At 66.5% G+C, this 14,797-nt stretch carries 14 protein-coding genes; 4 read left to right on the plus strand and 10 right to left on the minus strand.

What is annotated here, in order from left to right; translation table 11 throughout:
* Positions 1 to 2: 2 nt before the first annotated feature.
* From AOP75_RS04715 to hisC, 5 genes are all read right to left on the minus strand, one after another.
* The gene (locus tag AOP75_RS04715) at positions 3 to 1,001 is read right to left on the minus strand and encodes an alpha-ketoacid dehydrogenase subunit beta (RefSeq protein ID WP_083966837.1); all 999 of its coding nucleotides are present in this window, start codon (positions 999 to 1,001) and stop codon (positions 3 to 5) included.
* Positions 1,002 to 1,012: 11 nt separating this feature from the next.
* A complete protein-coding gene (pdhA, locus tag AOP75_RS04720; RefSeq protein WP_083966698.1) occupies positions 1,013 to 2,131 on the minus strand; it encodes a pyruvate dehydrogenase (acetyl-transferring) E1 component subunit alpha in 1,119 nt (372 codons plus the stop codon).
* Positions 2,132 to 2,292: 161 nt separating this feature from the next.
* Entirely contained in the window at positions 2,293 to 3,033 is a 741-nt protein-coding gene (locus AOP75_RS04725; RefSeq protein WP_062077151.1) for an ABC transporter ATP-binding protein, read from the minus strand.
* Complete coding sequence (locus tag AOP75_RS04730) at positions 3,026 to 3,886, minus strand: ABC transporter permease (RefSeq protein WP_062077152.1); 861 nt, start codon at positions 3,884 to 3,886, stop codon at positions 3,026 to 3,028. Before AOP75_RS04730 ends, AOP75_RS04725 begins: the two co-directional genes overlap by 8 nt.
* 102 nt (positions 3,887 to 3,988) lie before the next feature.
* Entirely contained in the window at positions 3,989 to 5,065 is a 1,077-nt protein-coding gene (gene hisC / locus AOP75_RS04735) for a histidinol-phosphate transaminase (RefSeq protein WP_062077153.1), read from the minus strand.
* Between the two features lie 36 nt (positions 5,066 to 5,101).
* Here hisC and AOP75_RS04740 point away from each other — a divergent pair, with 36 nt between their 5' ends.
* Positions 5,102 to 5,485: a phage holin family protein gene (locus AOP75_RS04740; RefSeq protein ID WP_083966699.1), complete on the plus strand. Its 384-nt coding sequence runs from the start codon at positions 5,102 to 5,104 to the stop codon at positions 5,483 to 5,485.
* Here the strand turns inward: AOP75_RS04740 and AOP75_RS04745 are convergent.
* Together AOP75_RS04745 and AOP75_RS04750 are read right to left on the minus strand one after the other, a co-directional pair.
* Positions 5,482 to 7,146: a hypothetical protein gene (locus AOP75_RS04745; RefSeq protein ID WP_062077155.1), complete on the minus strand. Its 1,665-nt coding sequence runs from the start codon at positions 7,144 to 7,146 to the stop codon at positions 5,482 to 5,484. The genes AOP75_RS04740 and AOP75_RS04745 overlap by 4 nt on opposite strands.
* Positions 7,143 to 7,412, minus strand: coding sequence for a hypothetical protein (locus AOP75_RS04750; RefSeq protein WP_062077156.1), 270 nt, complete (start codon positions 7,410 to 7,412; stop codon positions 7,143 to 7,145). The genes AOP75_RS04745 and AOP75_RS04750 overlap by 4 nt, the downstream gene beginning before the upstream one ends.
* Before the next feature lie 102 nt (positions 7,413 to 7,514).
* On the opposite strand from AOP75_RS04750, the gene purB reads away from it, so the two are divergent.
* Positions 7,515 to 8,942: an adenylosuccinate lyase gene (purB, locus tag AOP75_RS04755; RefSeq protein ID WP_062077157.1), complete on the plus strand. Its 1,428-nt coding sequence runs from the start codon at positions 7,515 to 7,517 to the stop codon at positions 8,940 to 8,942.
* 162 nt (positions 8,943 to 9,104) lie between these two features.
* Here purB and AOP75_RS04760 read toward each other — a convergent pair whose 3' ends face one another.
* From AOP75_RS04760 to AOP75_RS04770, 3 genes are all read right to left on the minus strand, one after another.
* Positions 9,105 to 9,788, minus strand: coding sequence for an MOSC domain-containing protein (locus AOP75_RS04760; RefSeq protein ID WP_083966700.1), 684 nt, complete (start codon positions 9,786 to 9,788; stop codon positions 9,105 to 9,107).
* A gap of 134 nt (positions 9,789 to 9,922) precedes the next feature.
* Complete coding sequence (locus tag AOP75_RS04765) at positions 9,923 to 10,564, minus strand: hypothetical protein (RefSeq protein ID WP_062077159.1); 642 nt, start codon at positions 10,562 to 10,564, stop codon at positions 9,923 to 9,925.
* A complete protein-coding gene (locus AOP75_RS04770) occupies positions 10,561 to 11,109 on the minus strand; it encodes a sigma-70 family RNA polymerase sigma factor (RefSeq protein ID WP_062077160.1) in 549 nt (182 codons plus the stop codon). The genes AOP75_RS04765 and AOP75_RS04770 overlap by 4 nt, the downstream gene beginning before the upstream one ends.
* Positions 11,110 to 11,224: 115 nt before the next feature.
* Here AOP75_RS04770 and AOP75_RS04775 point away from each other — a divergent pair, with 115 nt between their 5' ends.
* Both AOP75_RS04775 and AOP75_RS04780 read left to right on the plus strand, forming a co-directional pair.
* Complete coding sequence (locus AOP75_RS04775; RefSeq protein WP_062077161.1) at positions 11,225 to 12,004, plus strand: CPBP family intramembrane glutamic endopeptidase; 780 nt, start codon at positions 11,225 to 11,227, stop codon at positions 12,002 to 12,004.
* Positions 12,005 to 12,034: 30 nt separating this feature from the next.
* Positions 12,035 to 14,530 carry a lysylphosphatidylglycerol synthase transmembrane domain-containing protein gene (locus AOP75_RS04780; RefSeq protein ID WP_062077162.1) on the plus strand — a complete coding sequence of 832 codons (2,496 nt, stop codon included), beginning with the start codon at positions 12,035 to 12,037 and terminating at the stop codon, positions 14,528 to 14,530.
* The last annotated feature ends 267 nt before the right edge of the window (positions 14,531 to 14,797 follow it).

Genomic DNA, 14,797 nt, shown 5'->3' on the forward strand with positions numbered 1-14,797 from the left:
CCTCAGTGCTTCATTACGCGGTCGACGGCGTCGAGCACTCGGTCAATGTTCGGGAGAAACTCGTGCTCAAACGTGGCACCAGGGTAGGGGGTCGCGAAACCGCCGACCCGGAGAACAGGCGCGTGCAGGTGGAAGAACGCTTGCTCCATCACCCGCGCGCTGATCTCCGCGCCCACGCCGAACGCGGTCGAGGCCTCGTGCACCACCACCACGCGTCCGGTTTTTTTCGCCGACCGCACGACAGCCTCCGAGTCCAGCGGGGAGATGGAGCGCAGGTCGACAACCTCGATGTCAGTGCCGTCGGCGCTTGCCAGCTCCGCGGCTTGGAGGGCGAGCTTGGCCGTCGGCCCGTACGCCACGAGCGTGACGTCACGGCCTTGGCGAGCGATGCGCGCCCTGCCCATCTCCGCCGTGCCCGCCGCGGCGCCGCCTGCGCCACTCAACTGAGTGACGACGCGATCCACGTCGACCTCGCCCTTGTCCCAGTAGCGGGCCTTGGGTTCGAAGAAGAGGACCGGATCGGGGCTTGCGATCGACTGCTGGATCATCTCGTACGCGTCTTGCGGGCTCGCGGGCGTGACGATGCGCAGCCCTGGCGTGTGCGCGAAGAGCGCTTCCGGGCTCTCGGAGTGGTGCTCGATGGCACCAATCCCACCCGCGTAAGGAACGCGGATCACGACCGGCAGGGTGATGGCGCCGCGCGAGCGGTAGTGCATCTTCGCCAACTGGGTCGTGATCTGGTTGTACGCGGGGAAAATGAAGCCGTCGAACTGGATCTCGAGGACGGGGCGGTAGCCACCCATCGCCATGCCGATCGCGGTTCCGACAATGCCAGACTCCGCGAGCGGAGTGTCCATCACCCGGTCATCGCCAAAGTCTGCGTGCAGGCCATCGGTGACGCGGAAGACGCCGCCGAGCTTGCCGATGTCCTCTCCCATCAGCGTCACGGTGGAGTCGCGCTCCATCGCGGCGCGGAGTCCGGCATTGATGGCGCCTGCCATGGTCAGCGTGGTCACTGTGCCGCCTCCTGCGTGTCGAAGGACCGCTGATAGCGGTCGAACCAGGCGCGTTCCGCGTCGAGCCCTGCGTGCGGCAGGGCGTACACGTCGTTGAACATCTCCAGCAGCTCCGGCCGCGTCCACGACTTCACTGTGGTGCGGGTGCGCTCGCCAAGCTCGGCCGCCTCGCGTGCGACCTGCGCACGGAACTCATCGCCGAGTTCGCCGCGGGACTCGAGGTAGGCCTCGAGCCGGGAGATCGGGTCGCGCTCAGCCCAGTACTGCTCCTCCTCGCGGGCGCGGTAACGCGTGGGGTCGTCCGACGTGGTGTGCGCGCCCACGCGGTAGGTAAGGGCTTCGATGAAGACGGGGCCCTTGCCCGAGCGTGCGTGCTCGAGCGCCCACTCGGTGACAGCCCGGCACGCGATGACGTCGTTGCCGTCCACCCTCACGGTCGGCATACCCACGCCCTTGCCGCGGTCGGCCAGCGGCACCTTGGTCTGACGCGTCACCGACTCGGAGATGGCGTACTGGTTGTTCTGACAAAAGAACACGATGGGGGCGTTGTAGACGGACGCGAACACCAAGGACTCGTTGACGTCGCCCTGGGACGTAGCGCCGTCGCCGAAGTAAGCGACGACCGCGCCCGGCTCCTGCTCCTGGGCGGCGTCTCGCTTCATCGCCATCGCGTAGCCCGTCGCGTGCAATGAGTGCGCGCCGATCACGAGCGTGTACATGTGGAAGCCGTGGTCCTGCGGAGTCCACGCGCCATGCTGGAGGCCACGGAAGATGCGCAGGATCTCGACCAGGTCCACGCCACGCACGTGCGCGACGCCGTGCTCGCGGTACGACGGGAACACGAAGTCGCTGGTGCGTAGCGCCCGGCCGGACCCAATCTGCGCGGCCTCTTGTCCAAGGGACTGAACCCACAGGCCCAACTCGCCCTGGCGCTGCAGGCTCGTGGCTTCGAGGTCCCACGCTCGCACCAGGGTCATGTCGCGCCACATGGCGCGCAACTCGTCTGCGTCGAGGTTCGCCACGTAGGGCGAATAGACGTCATCCGTGAGGGCGCGGCCCTCGTGGTCAAGCAACTGGACAAGGCCGTCAGTCGACAGCGGGCCGGTCGGATCCACGGGCACTCCTTCGCAAACCTGCGGCGGGCATGCGCCCGCCTTCCGTAACTTACGCAAGCGTAGGCTACGGAACCGTAGGTTTGCAATCCGACCACCCGCAACGTACGGATACGCTCCACGCCCGAGGCCACCGACGTCCCGGGCGCCGGTCGAAGATTGGCCTATCCGTGAGCTTTGTATGCCTCGATTACGTCCTCTGGAGGCCCATCCATCTTGAGTTCTCCATGATCAATCCAGAGCACACGGTTGCAAGTATCACGGATGGACCCCATCGAATGGCTCACGAGAAAAACAGTGCCCGCCTGCTCGCGTAGTTCGCGGATCCTCGCTTCACTCTTCGCTCGGAACTCTTTGTCTCCGACTGCCAACGCCTCGTCTACGAGAAGAATGCGGTGGTCACGCGACACAGCGATCGAGAACCGGAGTCGCGCGGACATGCCTGACGAGTACGTCTTCATTGGCATGTCAATGAACTCGCCTAGACCCGAGAAATCGACGATGTCTTTGTACGTCTCCTCGGCCTCAGCCATGGAGTGGCCAAGGGCAAGCGATCCGAGGATGACGTTCTTTTGGCCAGACAGCTCTCCGAGCAGAGCGGCATTCACACCAAGCAACGCGGGCCGGGAGGACGCGTAGATCGTACCTTTCGCGGGAGCCTGCAACCCGGCGATGGCCCGCATGAGCGTCGACTTTCCCGACCCATTGTGGCCGATGACACCTATGCTTTCCCCTTCGCGAGCGACGAAAGAGACGCCGCGCACAGCCTTGACCACCCGCACACCGCGCTGTCGGCGAAGCAGGTTTCGACTGTTTTGTGCCGCTTTTCCAGAGGCAAACGTCTTGTAGTGGATATGGACGTCGTTTGCGACGACTGTTGGCATACCCAAAGTCGATTCAGTCATGCCCGTAACGCTCCTCCGCGCGCCAGAAGAACCATGTTCCGAAAGCGAGCATCAGTACTGCAGAGACAATAGCAACGGTCCACATGAAGCTGTTCACCGGGTTTCCGGAGACCATGTAACCGCGAATGAGTGAAATGAAGTCGTGGACCGGGTTGAGTTGCGCCAGCCGCAGCATCCAACTTGGCTGGTCGGCGAGCACCAGTTCGAGGGAGTAGAAGATGCCCGAGGCATAGAAGAACAGGCGAGTAATCAACGGGATGAGTTGGCTAATGTCGCGAACGTGAACGGTCAAACGCGCGACCGTAAGTGCGACGCCGAGATTGAATGCCGTCATCACCACGAGCACCGGAATCGACATCAGCCACCAGAACGTGATCGGCTCGCCCGTCACCACCAAAATGATGCCGAGAACGACCATCATCGGAACCATCTCGATCGCGTGCCTTGTGATCAAGGCCACCGGGAGCAGCATTCGGGGAAAGTTCAGCGAGCGAACCAAGGATGCTTCGCCAACGATTGCCCGCGCACCCATACCCAGCGCCTTCGAAAAGTACTCGAACACAAAGACCCCGGCGACAAGGAAGGGTATGAAGTTGTCGGGCCGCGTGTCCGACGGCATGATCACCGCGAAAATGAAGCCGTATAGAAGAGCGTTCAGGATCGGCTTGAGGACAATCCACCCTAACCCCAGCCGGTTCTCCTCAACGGAAGCTTGTAGCCGATAGCGGGCCATGGTGTAGATGAAGGCGCGACGCCGCCATACCGAAACTAAGTATGATCCGAGCGGCGGGCGCGCGCCTACGCGTTCGAGGCCCGCTTCGCGAGCGATCGCCTCGTAATCGATGGTGGTCACGTAGCTCCTACATTCTGGGACACCAGCAGTGCACCAACGCTGACAGGCGCGTCTGGGCACATATACGTTAACAGCACGCGCCGCACCGACCGCTTTTTGCCGCTACGGGCGGCCAATATTCGCGAGCGCAGCCAGGAGCGCGTCGTTCTGTTCGGCGGTGCCGATCGTGACGCGGATTCCTTCGTCAGCGAAGGGCCTCACGAGCAGCGCGGGCTCCTCAGCCGCGAGCGCGCCGGCGATCTCAAGGGCGCGCGATCCGGCTGGTAGCCACACAAAGTTGCCCTCGGCGACGGGCACGTCCCAGCCTTGCTCGCGCAGGGCGTCCCGCACACGAGGACGCTCCGCGACGGTCGCGGCTACCCGTTCAAGGAGCTCGTCGATCGCATCGAGGGAGGCCGACGCCGCGACCTGGGCGAGGGTGGACACGGAGAACGGGGTCACGCACGCGCGTACTGGGCTGATGAGCGCGGCGCTGCCAACCGCGAAGCCGACTCGCGCGCCCGCGAGCCCGTAGGCCTTGGAGAACGTGCGGGTGAGGACGAGGTTGGGGTGGCGCTCAAGCGCCGCGAGCCCATCGATGGTGTGGGGATCGCGACCATATTCAACGTAGGCCTCATCGAGAACGACCAGCACGCGCTCGGGCACGCTCGCCATGAAGGACTCGAACTCGTCGTGACGCAGCGACGGACCGGTGGGGTTGTTGGGCGAGCACACGATGACGACCTTGGTGTTGTCGGTGACGGCCTGTGCCATCGCCGGCAGGTCGTGCCGCGCCTGCGCGGTGAGCGGAACGGGAACCGCCGTGGCGCCGGCAATGGGTGCCAGGATCGGGTACGCCTCGAAGCTGCGCCAGGCGAAGATCACCTCGTCGCCTGGGCCGGTGTAGGCCTGCAACAGGTGCTGCAGCACCGCGACCGATCCGCCAGCCACCGCGACCCGGTCCGCCGTGACTCCCAGGGACTGGGCGAGTTGGTGGTGAAGGTCGACCGCGAACATGTCTGGGTAGCGGTTGACCGTGGCTCCCGCGCGCGCAATGGCCTCCGCCACGCTGGGCAGGGGGTCGAACGGGCTCTCGTTCGACGACAGTTTGACTGGCGGGAGGCGATCCGCCTGGCCGCGAGCGCCCGGGATGTAGGCGGGCAGGGCAGCGACCGCGGGGCGCGGCTGGGGAAGAGTCATGGGGTCCAATATCTCAGGTGTGACAGACTTCCCGGCATGAGATTCCTGCTGAGAGTCGCAGCAATGGCCTTCGCCGTGTGGATCACGACCCTGCTTCCACTCGACATCGCGGTCACTGGCGGTGAGGACGAGTGGTGGACACGCCTCCTGGTATTCCTGGCAGTGGGCGCCATTTTGCAGCTGATGAACCAGATCGTGAAGCCCGTCCTCACGGTGCTCGCGCTGCCCATCACGATCTTGACGCTTGGGTTGTTCATGCTCGTCGTGAACTGGCTGATTCTGTGGATTGCCGCGTGGCTCACGGACTTCATCCCCGAGGTCACGCTCACCATTGGTGGCTTCTGGCTCACACTTCTGGGCGCTCTGGTGATCTCGATTGTGTCCGGCATCGTGAACGGCATCACTGGCTCACGCGACTAGTCACGGCCGCCGGGCAGGGGTGCGACCGTCCCCAACTGGCCGCCCAGGGTCGGTAGCCGCTCGAGGACGGGAGGCGCCGGAAAGCCGTTGGCGTTGAAGTACTCCAGCGCGCGCTCTCGAGTCTGCTCGGAGATCACGGGCATGGACAGCGGACCACGTGGACCTGTCACAGCCTCACCACGCCGCTGGGGCCGCGATGGCTCCTGTGGCGCGGACTCTCCGGCGGGCTGCGCCGTGTACACGGTCCGTTCAACGGCCGCTCCGCTCAAGAACATGCCAGCGGTGGCCTTGTAGTGCTCCACCGACGGGTGCCCCAGCGCGTCAATGTCTCTCGCCAGCCGCGTGTACTGCGGCATCTCGTGTGCGGACACAATGCCGCGTGCAGCGGCGGCGGTCTCCGGGTCGCTTGAGGCGCGCGCATCCGTGGTGATGAGGACCTCGTTGACGCCGCGAGTGCCCCTGTCCCCATCGACTCCGGGGACAAGATCGGACGCATCCTGGACCGTCAGGGACTTGACGTTCGGATTGCGTGGCTGGTCATCGGCGGGCGACCCAGCGGTGACGACATGCGTAATGCTGTACTTCGATTGCACCAGCGGGGACGCGGCCAGACCGTACGCGACCGTGGCCCCCTGCGAGTGGCCCACCAACATGACGGGAGCGTCCGGAGGGATCCCCGCGTCCTCCATTGCCATCAGCACTGCTTCCGAGTAATCCGTCATCACGGGTTCACCGTCGGCACTGCCCATCGCGCCTTCGGCATTGGCGGGCCAGTCGCGTGGGTCCGCGTCGGAGTAGCCATGGTCCGCTGTCCCGGGGATGTTGACGATGTACGACACCTCGCCGTCGGGGCCTATCACTTTGTCGATCGCTAGATGGCCCTCGGCCGCGCTGTCGACGTTGGCGTATATGCCTTCGAGGTCGCGGGGCGCTGCGACGGCCGCGCGGGACGGCTGCGCCTTGACGCCCGCGATGGCCGGCTCCCCCATGAGCCACTCAAGCCCTGCGCCAACCCCGGCCAGCATCCCGGCAATCGACTGGTACGGGGTTGGGCCTGTTGGCGGTCCAAGGGGGCTGCGCTCGTCCAAGAGACCGGTGACGAAAGTCACCGAACCCCGGTTGAAGACACCGGTCATGGGCGGAAGTGAGTTCGGCATCAGGGCGCCGCCAATCGGGTCAAACCCTCGGTTGTGCGCGACCTGGCCTGGCAGCGTCCAGCGCCACGTCGTGGCCCAGACCGCCCTGGTGGCGGACACCCCCATCGACAGAATGTCGTGCCCGTATCTGCCCGCAGTCTCAAACAACGAGATACCTTGGCGCGCCGCGCGCTCCGCATCCTCATAGCCCTGCGCCACCCTGAGCAGGTCACTCCCGCACGAGTCGAGCGCGCCCACAAGGGCGGAGCCGGGAGCGCTGATGCTCAGCGCGTCGTCGATGACATCGCGCACCCGCACCACCCATGCCCTGACCTCGGGCCCGGCCTGCGGTATCTGGTCGTCGATCTGGTGTTGCGCCTGCCGCAGTTGGCGCCAGCATTCCTCGATGCTGTGGGCGGCGTCGCTCACCACACCGGAAGCCGTCTCAAGGTCTGCGGTGACCGCGTGGGTCCCTGCGTAGCCGCCGTGAACGGAGATGGGGGTATCCCCCTCGTGGCCGGTCACTGCCCGTACCACCCAGCCACGTCATCGGCCCCTTGGCATGTCTGCTGAGCCAGCCCCACCGCACGGATGAGGCGTTCCACGTCCGCGCGCAGGGCCGCAAGCTGGGTCCGGTAGGCATCTGCCGCGACGGAGACCCAGGTGACGTCGCCTGCGCCGCCGAGCAGGCTCAGGGCGGACTCGGCCGCCTGGAGCGCCTCGGCGAGGTGATAGTGCGGGAAGTACAGGGGTGGGAGTGTCACTGCAGCGACATCGGTTTCAATCGGCATGCCAGTCACGCTAAACGGCAGCAAAAGTGATCAAAAGGCATCCAGCCCAGGTTGTGGATAGTCCGGCCCCACCGGCGTGCCTGTGCGTGGAACAATGGCGCCGTGACTTCCTGGAACCCAGCCGCCCTCACCGACTTCACCACCATCGAGCCCGCCGTGGCCCTCACGCCGCTCGACGGACGCTACCGCGGCGCTGTCGCCGGCCTGGTCAACCACCTGTCTGAGCCCGCGCTCAACCGCGCGCGCCTGCACGTCGAGGTCGAGTGGTTCATCCACTTGTGCGAGTCCTCCGCGGTCCCCGGCGCGCGCGCCCTCACCGCCGATGAGTCCGCGTTGCTGCGCGCCATCCCGCGCGACTTCGACGCCGCCGGAATCGCCGAGCACGCCGAAATCGAAAAGGTCACCGTCCACGACGTCAAGGCCGTCGAGTACTACATCAAGCGCCGCATCGAGGGCACGTCTCTTGAGCCCCTCAGCGAACTCGTGCACTTCGCCTGCACCTCGGAAGACATCAACAACCTCTCCTACGCCCTGATGGTCAAGGGCGCCGTCGAACAGGTGTGGCTGCCCGCCGCCACCGCATTGGTGAGCGACATCGCGGAGCTGGCCGGGGCATCGGCCGCTGTCCCCATGCTGTCGCGCACCCACGGCCAAACCGCAACGCCCACCACGCTCGGCAAGGAACTCGGCGTGCTCGCGCACCGCCTGAACCGCCAGCTCGCACGCGTGGGCAAGCAGGAATACCTGGGCAAGATCAACGGCGCGACCGGCACCTTTGGCGCGCACACCGCGGCCGTCCCGGACACCGACTGGATTGAGGTCTCGCGGACCTTCGTCGAGGGCTTGGGCCTCACCTGGAACCCGCTCACCACTCAGATCGAAAGCCACGACTGGCAGGCCGAGCTCTACGCGGACGCCGCCCGTTTTGGCCGCATCCTGCACAACCTGGCCACCGACGTGTGGACATACATCTCCCTGGGCTACTTCGCTCAGGCCGCGGTCAAGGGCGCGATCGGTTCCAGCGCCATGCCGCACAAAATCAACCCCATCCGCTTCGAGAACGCGGAGGCTAACCTCGAGATCTCGGCGGCGCTGTTCGACACCCTCGGCTCGACCCTGGTGACGAGCCGCCTGCAGCGTGACCTCACCGACTCGACGTCGCAGCGCAACATCGGCGTCGCGTTCGGCCACTCCCTGCTCGCGATCGACAACGTGCGGCGTGGGCTCAAGGCGCTGTCGGTCAACGAGGCTGCGCTCGCTGCGGATCTAGACTCGTCGTGGGAGGTGCTCGCGGAGCCCATCCAGTCGGCCATGCGTGCGGCGGCCGTCGCGGGCGTTCCTGGCATGGAGAACCCGTACGAGCGCCTCAAGGACCTCACCCGCGGCCACACCATCGACGCCCAGGCGATTCGCACCTTTGTCGACGGACTCGAGCTACCCGCTGAGACCAAGGACCGCCTCGCGGCCCTCACGCCCGGCACGTACGTGGGCCTGGCCGAGCAGCTCGTGGAGCGCTACCTCACCGTCTAAACCCCGCCCGTCACCGTCCCGCCCCGCTCGTTCGTGCATCTGAGTGCGGTTTTTGGCACCAGATCCGGCACTGAGGTGCACGAACAGATGGGCGTGAACAGACGGGAGTGAACAGGCGGGCGTGAACAGCCGGGCGCGGACACCGCCGGGGACGCGGGCCGCTTAGCCCAGCCGGACCTCATCGCCCACGGCCACCACGCCCGGCGTCTGAACGCCCAGGTAGATCGCAGCCTTGAGGTCGCGCGTGCCGCCCAGGGCCTTCAGCCAGGATGTGCGGCCAGCAACCCCGTCTTGCTCAAGATCAATGGTCCGGCAGCGGGTCACGCGCTTGATGGTCGTGAGCACCGCGCCGCCAATCTGCACGGTCCCGTCCCAGCCTTCTTCCTCGAATGGCTCGGCAGTGGCCACCACCAGGTTCACGCGCAGGCGCCGGGGGTCGGCATCCACGCCGAGCTCGCGCGCGCACCAGTCGAGGGTCGCCGTGCCGATCAACGACACCGGGCTGTCGTCGAAGTGCTTCACGTCGCCCTCCGAAGCCAAGCGCACGGTGGCGCCAAAGTCCTCTGTCAATGCGGCATCGGCCCTGGCGTCTCCCGCAATCCACGTACCGGCGGGCCCGCTTACCTCGACCCCAGCCGCCGTCGTGGTGGCGGAGTACTCAAACACGCGGTCATGGCGCGCGAAGCGACTGCCGTTCTTGCCGCACGCGAGCTTGGAGTGCTCGTCGCGCACGGCCCACGCACGGTCCCCAGCAAGGCCCCGGTTGTCGATGACCACGGACCCGAGGGACTCGCCACCCATCGCCTTCACGGGGTAGCGGCGGATGCTCACGACGGAAACGCTCATGGAGCGAGCCTAGGGCCGATGCCCGGGTGCGGTGGGAGCGGCCGGCACCGGAACCGGTGGGCGCGTCAATACAAAGAGGGCCGGCGTGCGGGGAGAGCCGCACGCCGGCCCATCCGTTGGACCGATGATGGCGGTCAGTCCAGCGGGGTCCGTACAGAGAATTCGCCCTCCGGCTGTGGTCCTCCGTGCACCACCTCGATCGAGTCGGAGCTACCGTCGGGCTTGGGAGTCACGGTCACCCACACCGTCTGCCCGCCGACCTCATCGGAGAACACGAAGGTGCCGGCGGACGTGACCTCGAGAAGTGCGGGCGGCCCGTCCGCACTGGTAAGCACGGCGGTTCCTGGCTCGTCGCCAGCGACGAGCGCGCTGAGCAGTTCGCCCGTGGCGTCGTCCTGTACGGAGTAGAGCATTCCCGCCGGGGCGTCGAGTTGGTGGACGTTTCCGGGGTCAACAGACGGCGAGGGCGAGGCCACGGGCACGTCCAGCACCGTGGAGGGCGCGACCGACGGCGCTGATGATGCCTCGGGTTCAGTCGACGCGGACGCTTCGACGGCGCTCGCGGGCCCCGCCTCTTGAGGCTTTCCCGGCAGCACGTGTGCGACGCCGAGGGCCATGGCGCCAGCGGAGACGGCGGCCGCGGAACCGATGCCGGTGGCCCGCACCGCGCGGCGGCGCTTGATGCGGTGACGCACTGCGGCGTACTGCGCGGTCATGGTCGCCGATCCGGCCGGGGCCGTTCCCGCATCGCGCATCAGGTCTCTCAAGTCACTCATGGCATTGCTCCTTTCATGGCCGGCGCATGCACCGGGAGGCTGTCGGGGGTGTCCGTCCAGTTGGCGTCGGTGCCGAGGTCGGCAGCCAAACGGGCCGATGCATCGGACAGGTACCGCTTGACCGTGCCCGGAGCGAGCCCCAGGCGCTCCGCGATGGCGGGGACGGTCAGGTCGTCGTAGAAACGCAGCACAATGCAGGCACGCTCTCGAGGGGTCAGGCGCTGGAGGGCGTCACGCACGTCGAGGACGGCGGCGCGGTCCGGCTCATGCCCCGCGACCTCGACACCTACGCGGTCGTGCGCGCGTTCGGCGGCCTTGCGACGCCGTAAGCGATCGATGAACACCGACGGAATGGTGCGACGCACATAGGCCTCGGCGACGTTCACGTTGGTAAACGCCCGGCCTCGGGAGAATGACTTCACCAGGGCGTCTTGAAGGACATCCTGAGCCTCGGCATCATCCTTGGTCAGCAGCCGTGCATACGCGAGGAGACCTGCGGCGCGCTCTCGCATTACTTCTTCGAGCACGGGCTCCCATGTCGCCACCACTCATCACCCCCGGCTGTCGTGCCTTGCGTCGTTGTCGCTCACAGTACGCACGGGCATGGCCAAAGCGTTGGGGTCGAGTTTTGATCGTCCACCTCCCGTCTACAGTGACGGGGTGAGTGAGAGCGCATTGCCTAGCCGTCGGCGTCTTCGCGCAGAGGTCGTCATTGTGCTCGGACTGTCGCTGGGCTACTACGCGATCTCGGCGGCGCTGACGCTGATCGAGAGGTATCTCGCAGAGCCCACGATCGGGCAACAGGTCACCCAGCTCAACCGCTCGCGCTCCGAGCTCGACGTGCTCGACCTCATGCAGCAGGTCACGTACCAGGCATACCTCCTCATGCCAGTGGCCCTTGCCGTCTATCTCCTCTCCGCGGGTGGGCGGCGCGTGCGTCCACTGCTTGGGCTGACCGGCCCCGCGCGGGCGTGGTGGAAGGACCTCGGTGTTGGGGTGGGGTTGGCCGCGTGCATCGGCCTGCCCGGCCTTGCGTTGTATGCGATTGGCCGCGCGCTGGGCCAGACCGTGCGCGTCGACACGTCGGGGTTGCCCGACGCCTGGTGGTCAGCGGCGGTGCTGCTGCTGTCCGCAGCTGTCGCGGGCGTACTCGAGGAGACCATCGCCGTCGGCTACCTCCTCACCCGGCTCCGTGACCTGGGCTGGGGCGCGCCCGCCGCGATCGTGGCGTCGGCCCTCCTGCGCGGCGCCTACCACCTCTACCAGGGGTGGCCCATGGCCCTCGGCAACGTCGTGATGGGGCTCGTCTTCGCGTGGTGGTTCCACCGCACAGGACGGCTCGCGCCGCTGATCTTTGCGCACTGGACGTTGGATGCCGTGGCATTCATTGGGCCGGAGGTCGTGCCGCAAGAGTGGCTCGTCGACCTCGGAATCACGTAGAACCTGACCGCTTGCTCGTAGACTCGGCTCATGGCCGGTGCTGAGAACTCGCAGGAGACCCCTGCGTCGACCGAGCCTGAGGAGCGCGACCCCCTCGCCGGCGTAGCCGTGTTCGACGCTCCGCAACAGCGGGTCCACCGAATGACGGACCTGCTCGCGGGAATCGGCACCATCGTGGGCATCGTCCTGACCCTGCTGCTGGGGGCGTACGGAAGTTCCACCACGGCGGGCTTCGCCGAGGACGTGCAGGGCATCGCGAGCCTGCTCCAACGGCTGCTCGTGGCACCCGTGAACATCTTCTCCGGAATCGTGACACTCGTGGTGCCGACCGCGGTGATCATTGACCTGGCCGTCCGTCGTGAGCCCCGCCGCATTCTTGAAGTCCTGGGAGCGGGCATTCTGGCGTTTATCGCCACCGTCGTCGCCGCGTACACCACCATCACGTGGGGCAGTGAAGAGCTCGTCGCTAGCCTGTCCATCAAGGGCGCCGAGGGCGAGATGGTGGTGCAGCTTCCCGCGTACTTGGCAGCCGTCGCGGCCATGCTCACCGCCGCAGGACTGCGTACCACCAAGCGCGTCCTTGCCTGGTCGTGGCCGCTGGTGTGGATCTCCGCAGCGGTCGGCATTATCTCTGGAATCGTGACGCTGCCTGCGGCTCTCACTGTGGTGCTGATTGGTCGCGCCTCCGGGCTCGTGCTGCGCTACCTCATCGGGTCCTCCGCCGACCGCGCCTACGGCGGTGCGCTTGCGGACGGCATCCGCCGCGCGGGCTTTGAGCCGCGCCGTATTGTGCGGGCGGACTCGCGCGATGAGTACGAGCCGGAGGGGGCCGATGCCGTGGCTGCGGCGCTCGGTCGCACCCGGTCGGGGCGCGTCTACGCGGTCACCACGCGCGAGGGCCACCAGTTGGTGGTGCTCGCCCTGGACGGGGACCAGCATGCCGCGGGCTTCCTCACCAAACTGTGGCAGACCATCCGGTTCCGCGGCCTCGATGCGCGCGCCGAGGTCAGCCTGCGCCAAACTGCGGAATCCACCGCACTGGTCTCTCACGCCGCCCGTACCGCCGGAGTGCGCACCGCCCGTGTGCTCGGCATGAGCCAAGCGCGCGACACCATGTTGATCGTCTATCAACGCCCCGCCGCCGTGAGGCCGCTGTCCGAGGTCCCACCCGAGGACGTCGACGACGCGATGCTCGATGCGACCTGGGAGCAGCTCGCGCAGGCGCACGCCGCCGGCATCTCCCACCGCAAACTCAGTTCAGACACCATCTTGCTCAGCAAAAGCGACGGGTACGGCGCTCCCATCATGTGGATTACCTCGTGGGATATGGGCGAGGTCGCGTCGTCCTCGCTCGCGCGCCGCATCGACACGGTCCAGTTGCTCGCCTCACTGGCCACCATTGTGGGCGCGGAGCGTGCCGCTCAGTCCGCGTACCGCGCGCTGGGGGCGGACGAGATCGAACAGGTCGCGCCGCTGCTGCAGTCGATCGTGCTTCCGCGAGACACTCGCTCCGCGCTCAAGGCAAACAAGGACCTCATGCCACAGCTGCGCGAGCAACTCGTTGCGCTCGTGCCTGCAGCAGAGGTCAACCCTCAGGACATCGCGCGGTTTGGGTGGCGCACGATCTTCACGTTCGTCGCCGCCATCATTGCCGTCACCTTCCTCATCACCCGCTTCAACACCCAGCAACTCATCGACGCCTTGCAGCAGGCGAACTGGTGGTGGGTGGGCGCCGCAGCCATCTGGGGCATGCTCACGTTTGCCGGCGCCGGCATCGCGCTCATGGCGTTTTCCCCTGTGCGCCTGCCCGCCTGGCGCGCGATCGTTGCGCAAGTGGCGGCTGCTTACATTGCGCTCGCCGTGCCCGCGGGCATTGGTCCTGCGGCGCTGAACCTTCGCCTGCTCACCAAGCGCCGCGTTCCCACCCCCCTTGCGGTCGCAACCGTGGCGTTGGTGCAGGTCAGTGCGGTCATTGTCACGGTCGTGGGCCTTTTTGCGCTCACCCTCTTTACGGGCTCCGAGGGGACGCTCGCCTCGCTGCCATCGACGTCCGTACTCGTCGGAGTAGGCGTGGTCATGGCGGTGGTGGTGGCCTTCATGCTGGTGCCGAAGGTGCGGCGTTGGGTGGTCGGCAAGGTCATGCCGCCGGTGCGCCAGACGTGGCCGCGCTTGGTGCAGATCCTGGGCCAGCCCATGCGCCTCTTGGCGGGCCTGGGCGGCAACCTGCTGCAGACGGGCGCGTACGTGGGCGCCTTCTACTGCACGCTTGAGGCCTTTGGTCAGGACCTGGCCGTGATGGACGTCGCGGTTGTGTACTTCCTGTCGAACGCGGTCGGTGCTGTGGTCCCCACCCCCGGCGGTCTTGGTGCCGTGGAGGCCGCGTTGATCGCTGGTCTAGGCTCCGCAGGCGTTCCGCTCGGTGTCGCGACTCCCGTGGTGCTGATCTACCGCTTCATCACCTACTGGGCCCGCATCCCGTTGGGCTACGCGGCCATGACGTGGCTGCAACGCAAGGGCGAGCTCTAGCTGTGCGGTGCTCGGATATCTCAGCAAACTGCGACGTTCTCAGCATTGGACGACCGCTATCTCAGCACTTCGACACTATCTCAGCAGTCGGGTTCGATGGCGTGCGCCGGCCCCAGAGATGCCTTCCGCTGCTTGAGAAGCCGTCTCAAAGCAGGCTCAAGTTCGACACGCCAGGCATCTAGTGCGCCGCAGCTCGCCAGTCAGGCAATGTGGACGCGGTGACGAGGGCCGGAGCGGCATAGCCAGCCTCGAATCCCGCGCGCAAAG

This window comes from Demequina globuliformis (genome assembly GCF_000975155.1).
Classification (GTDB): domain Bacteria; phylum Actinomycetota; class Actinomycetes; order Actinomycetales; family Demequinaceae; genus Demequina; species Demequina globuliformis.

Excerpts from the sequence above, each read along its gene's own strand:
- AOP75_RS04715 (WP_083966837.1), bottom strand. The coding sequence starts at position 1,001 with ATGGCAGGCGCCATCAATGCCGGACTCCGCGCCGCGATGGAGCGCGAC.
- AOP75_RS04725 (WP_062077151.1), bottom strand. The coding sequence starts at position 3,033 with ATGACTGAATCGACTTTGGGTATGCCAACAGTCGTCGCAAACGACGTC.
- hisC (WP_062077153.1), bottom strand. The coding sequence starts at position 5,065 with ATGACTCTTCCCCAGCCGCGCCCCGCGGTCGCTGCCCTGCCCGCCTAC.
- AOP75_RS04740 (WP_083966699.1), top strand. The coding sequence starts at position 5,102 with ATGAGATTCCTGCTGAGAGTCGCAGCAATGGCCTTCGCCGTGTGGATC.
- AOP75_RS04750 (WP_062077156.1), bottom strand. The coding sequence starts at position 7,412 with ATGCCGATTGAAACCGATGTCGCTGCAGTGACACTCCCACCCCTGTAC.
- AOP75_RS04760 (WP_083966700.1), bottom strand. The coding sequence starts at position 9,788 with ATGAGCGTTTCCGTCGTGAGCATCCGCCGCTACCCCGTGAAGGCGATG.
- AOP75_RS04765 (WP_062077159.1), bottom strand. The coding sequence starts at position 10,564 with ATGAGTGACTTGAGAGACCTGATGCGCGATGCGGGAACGGCCCCGGCC.
- AOP75_RS04780 (WP_062077162.1), top strand. The coding sequence starts at position 12,035 with ATGGCCGGTGCTGAGAACTCGCAGGAGACCCCTGCGTCGACCGAGCCT.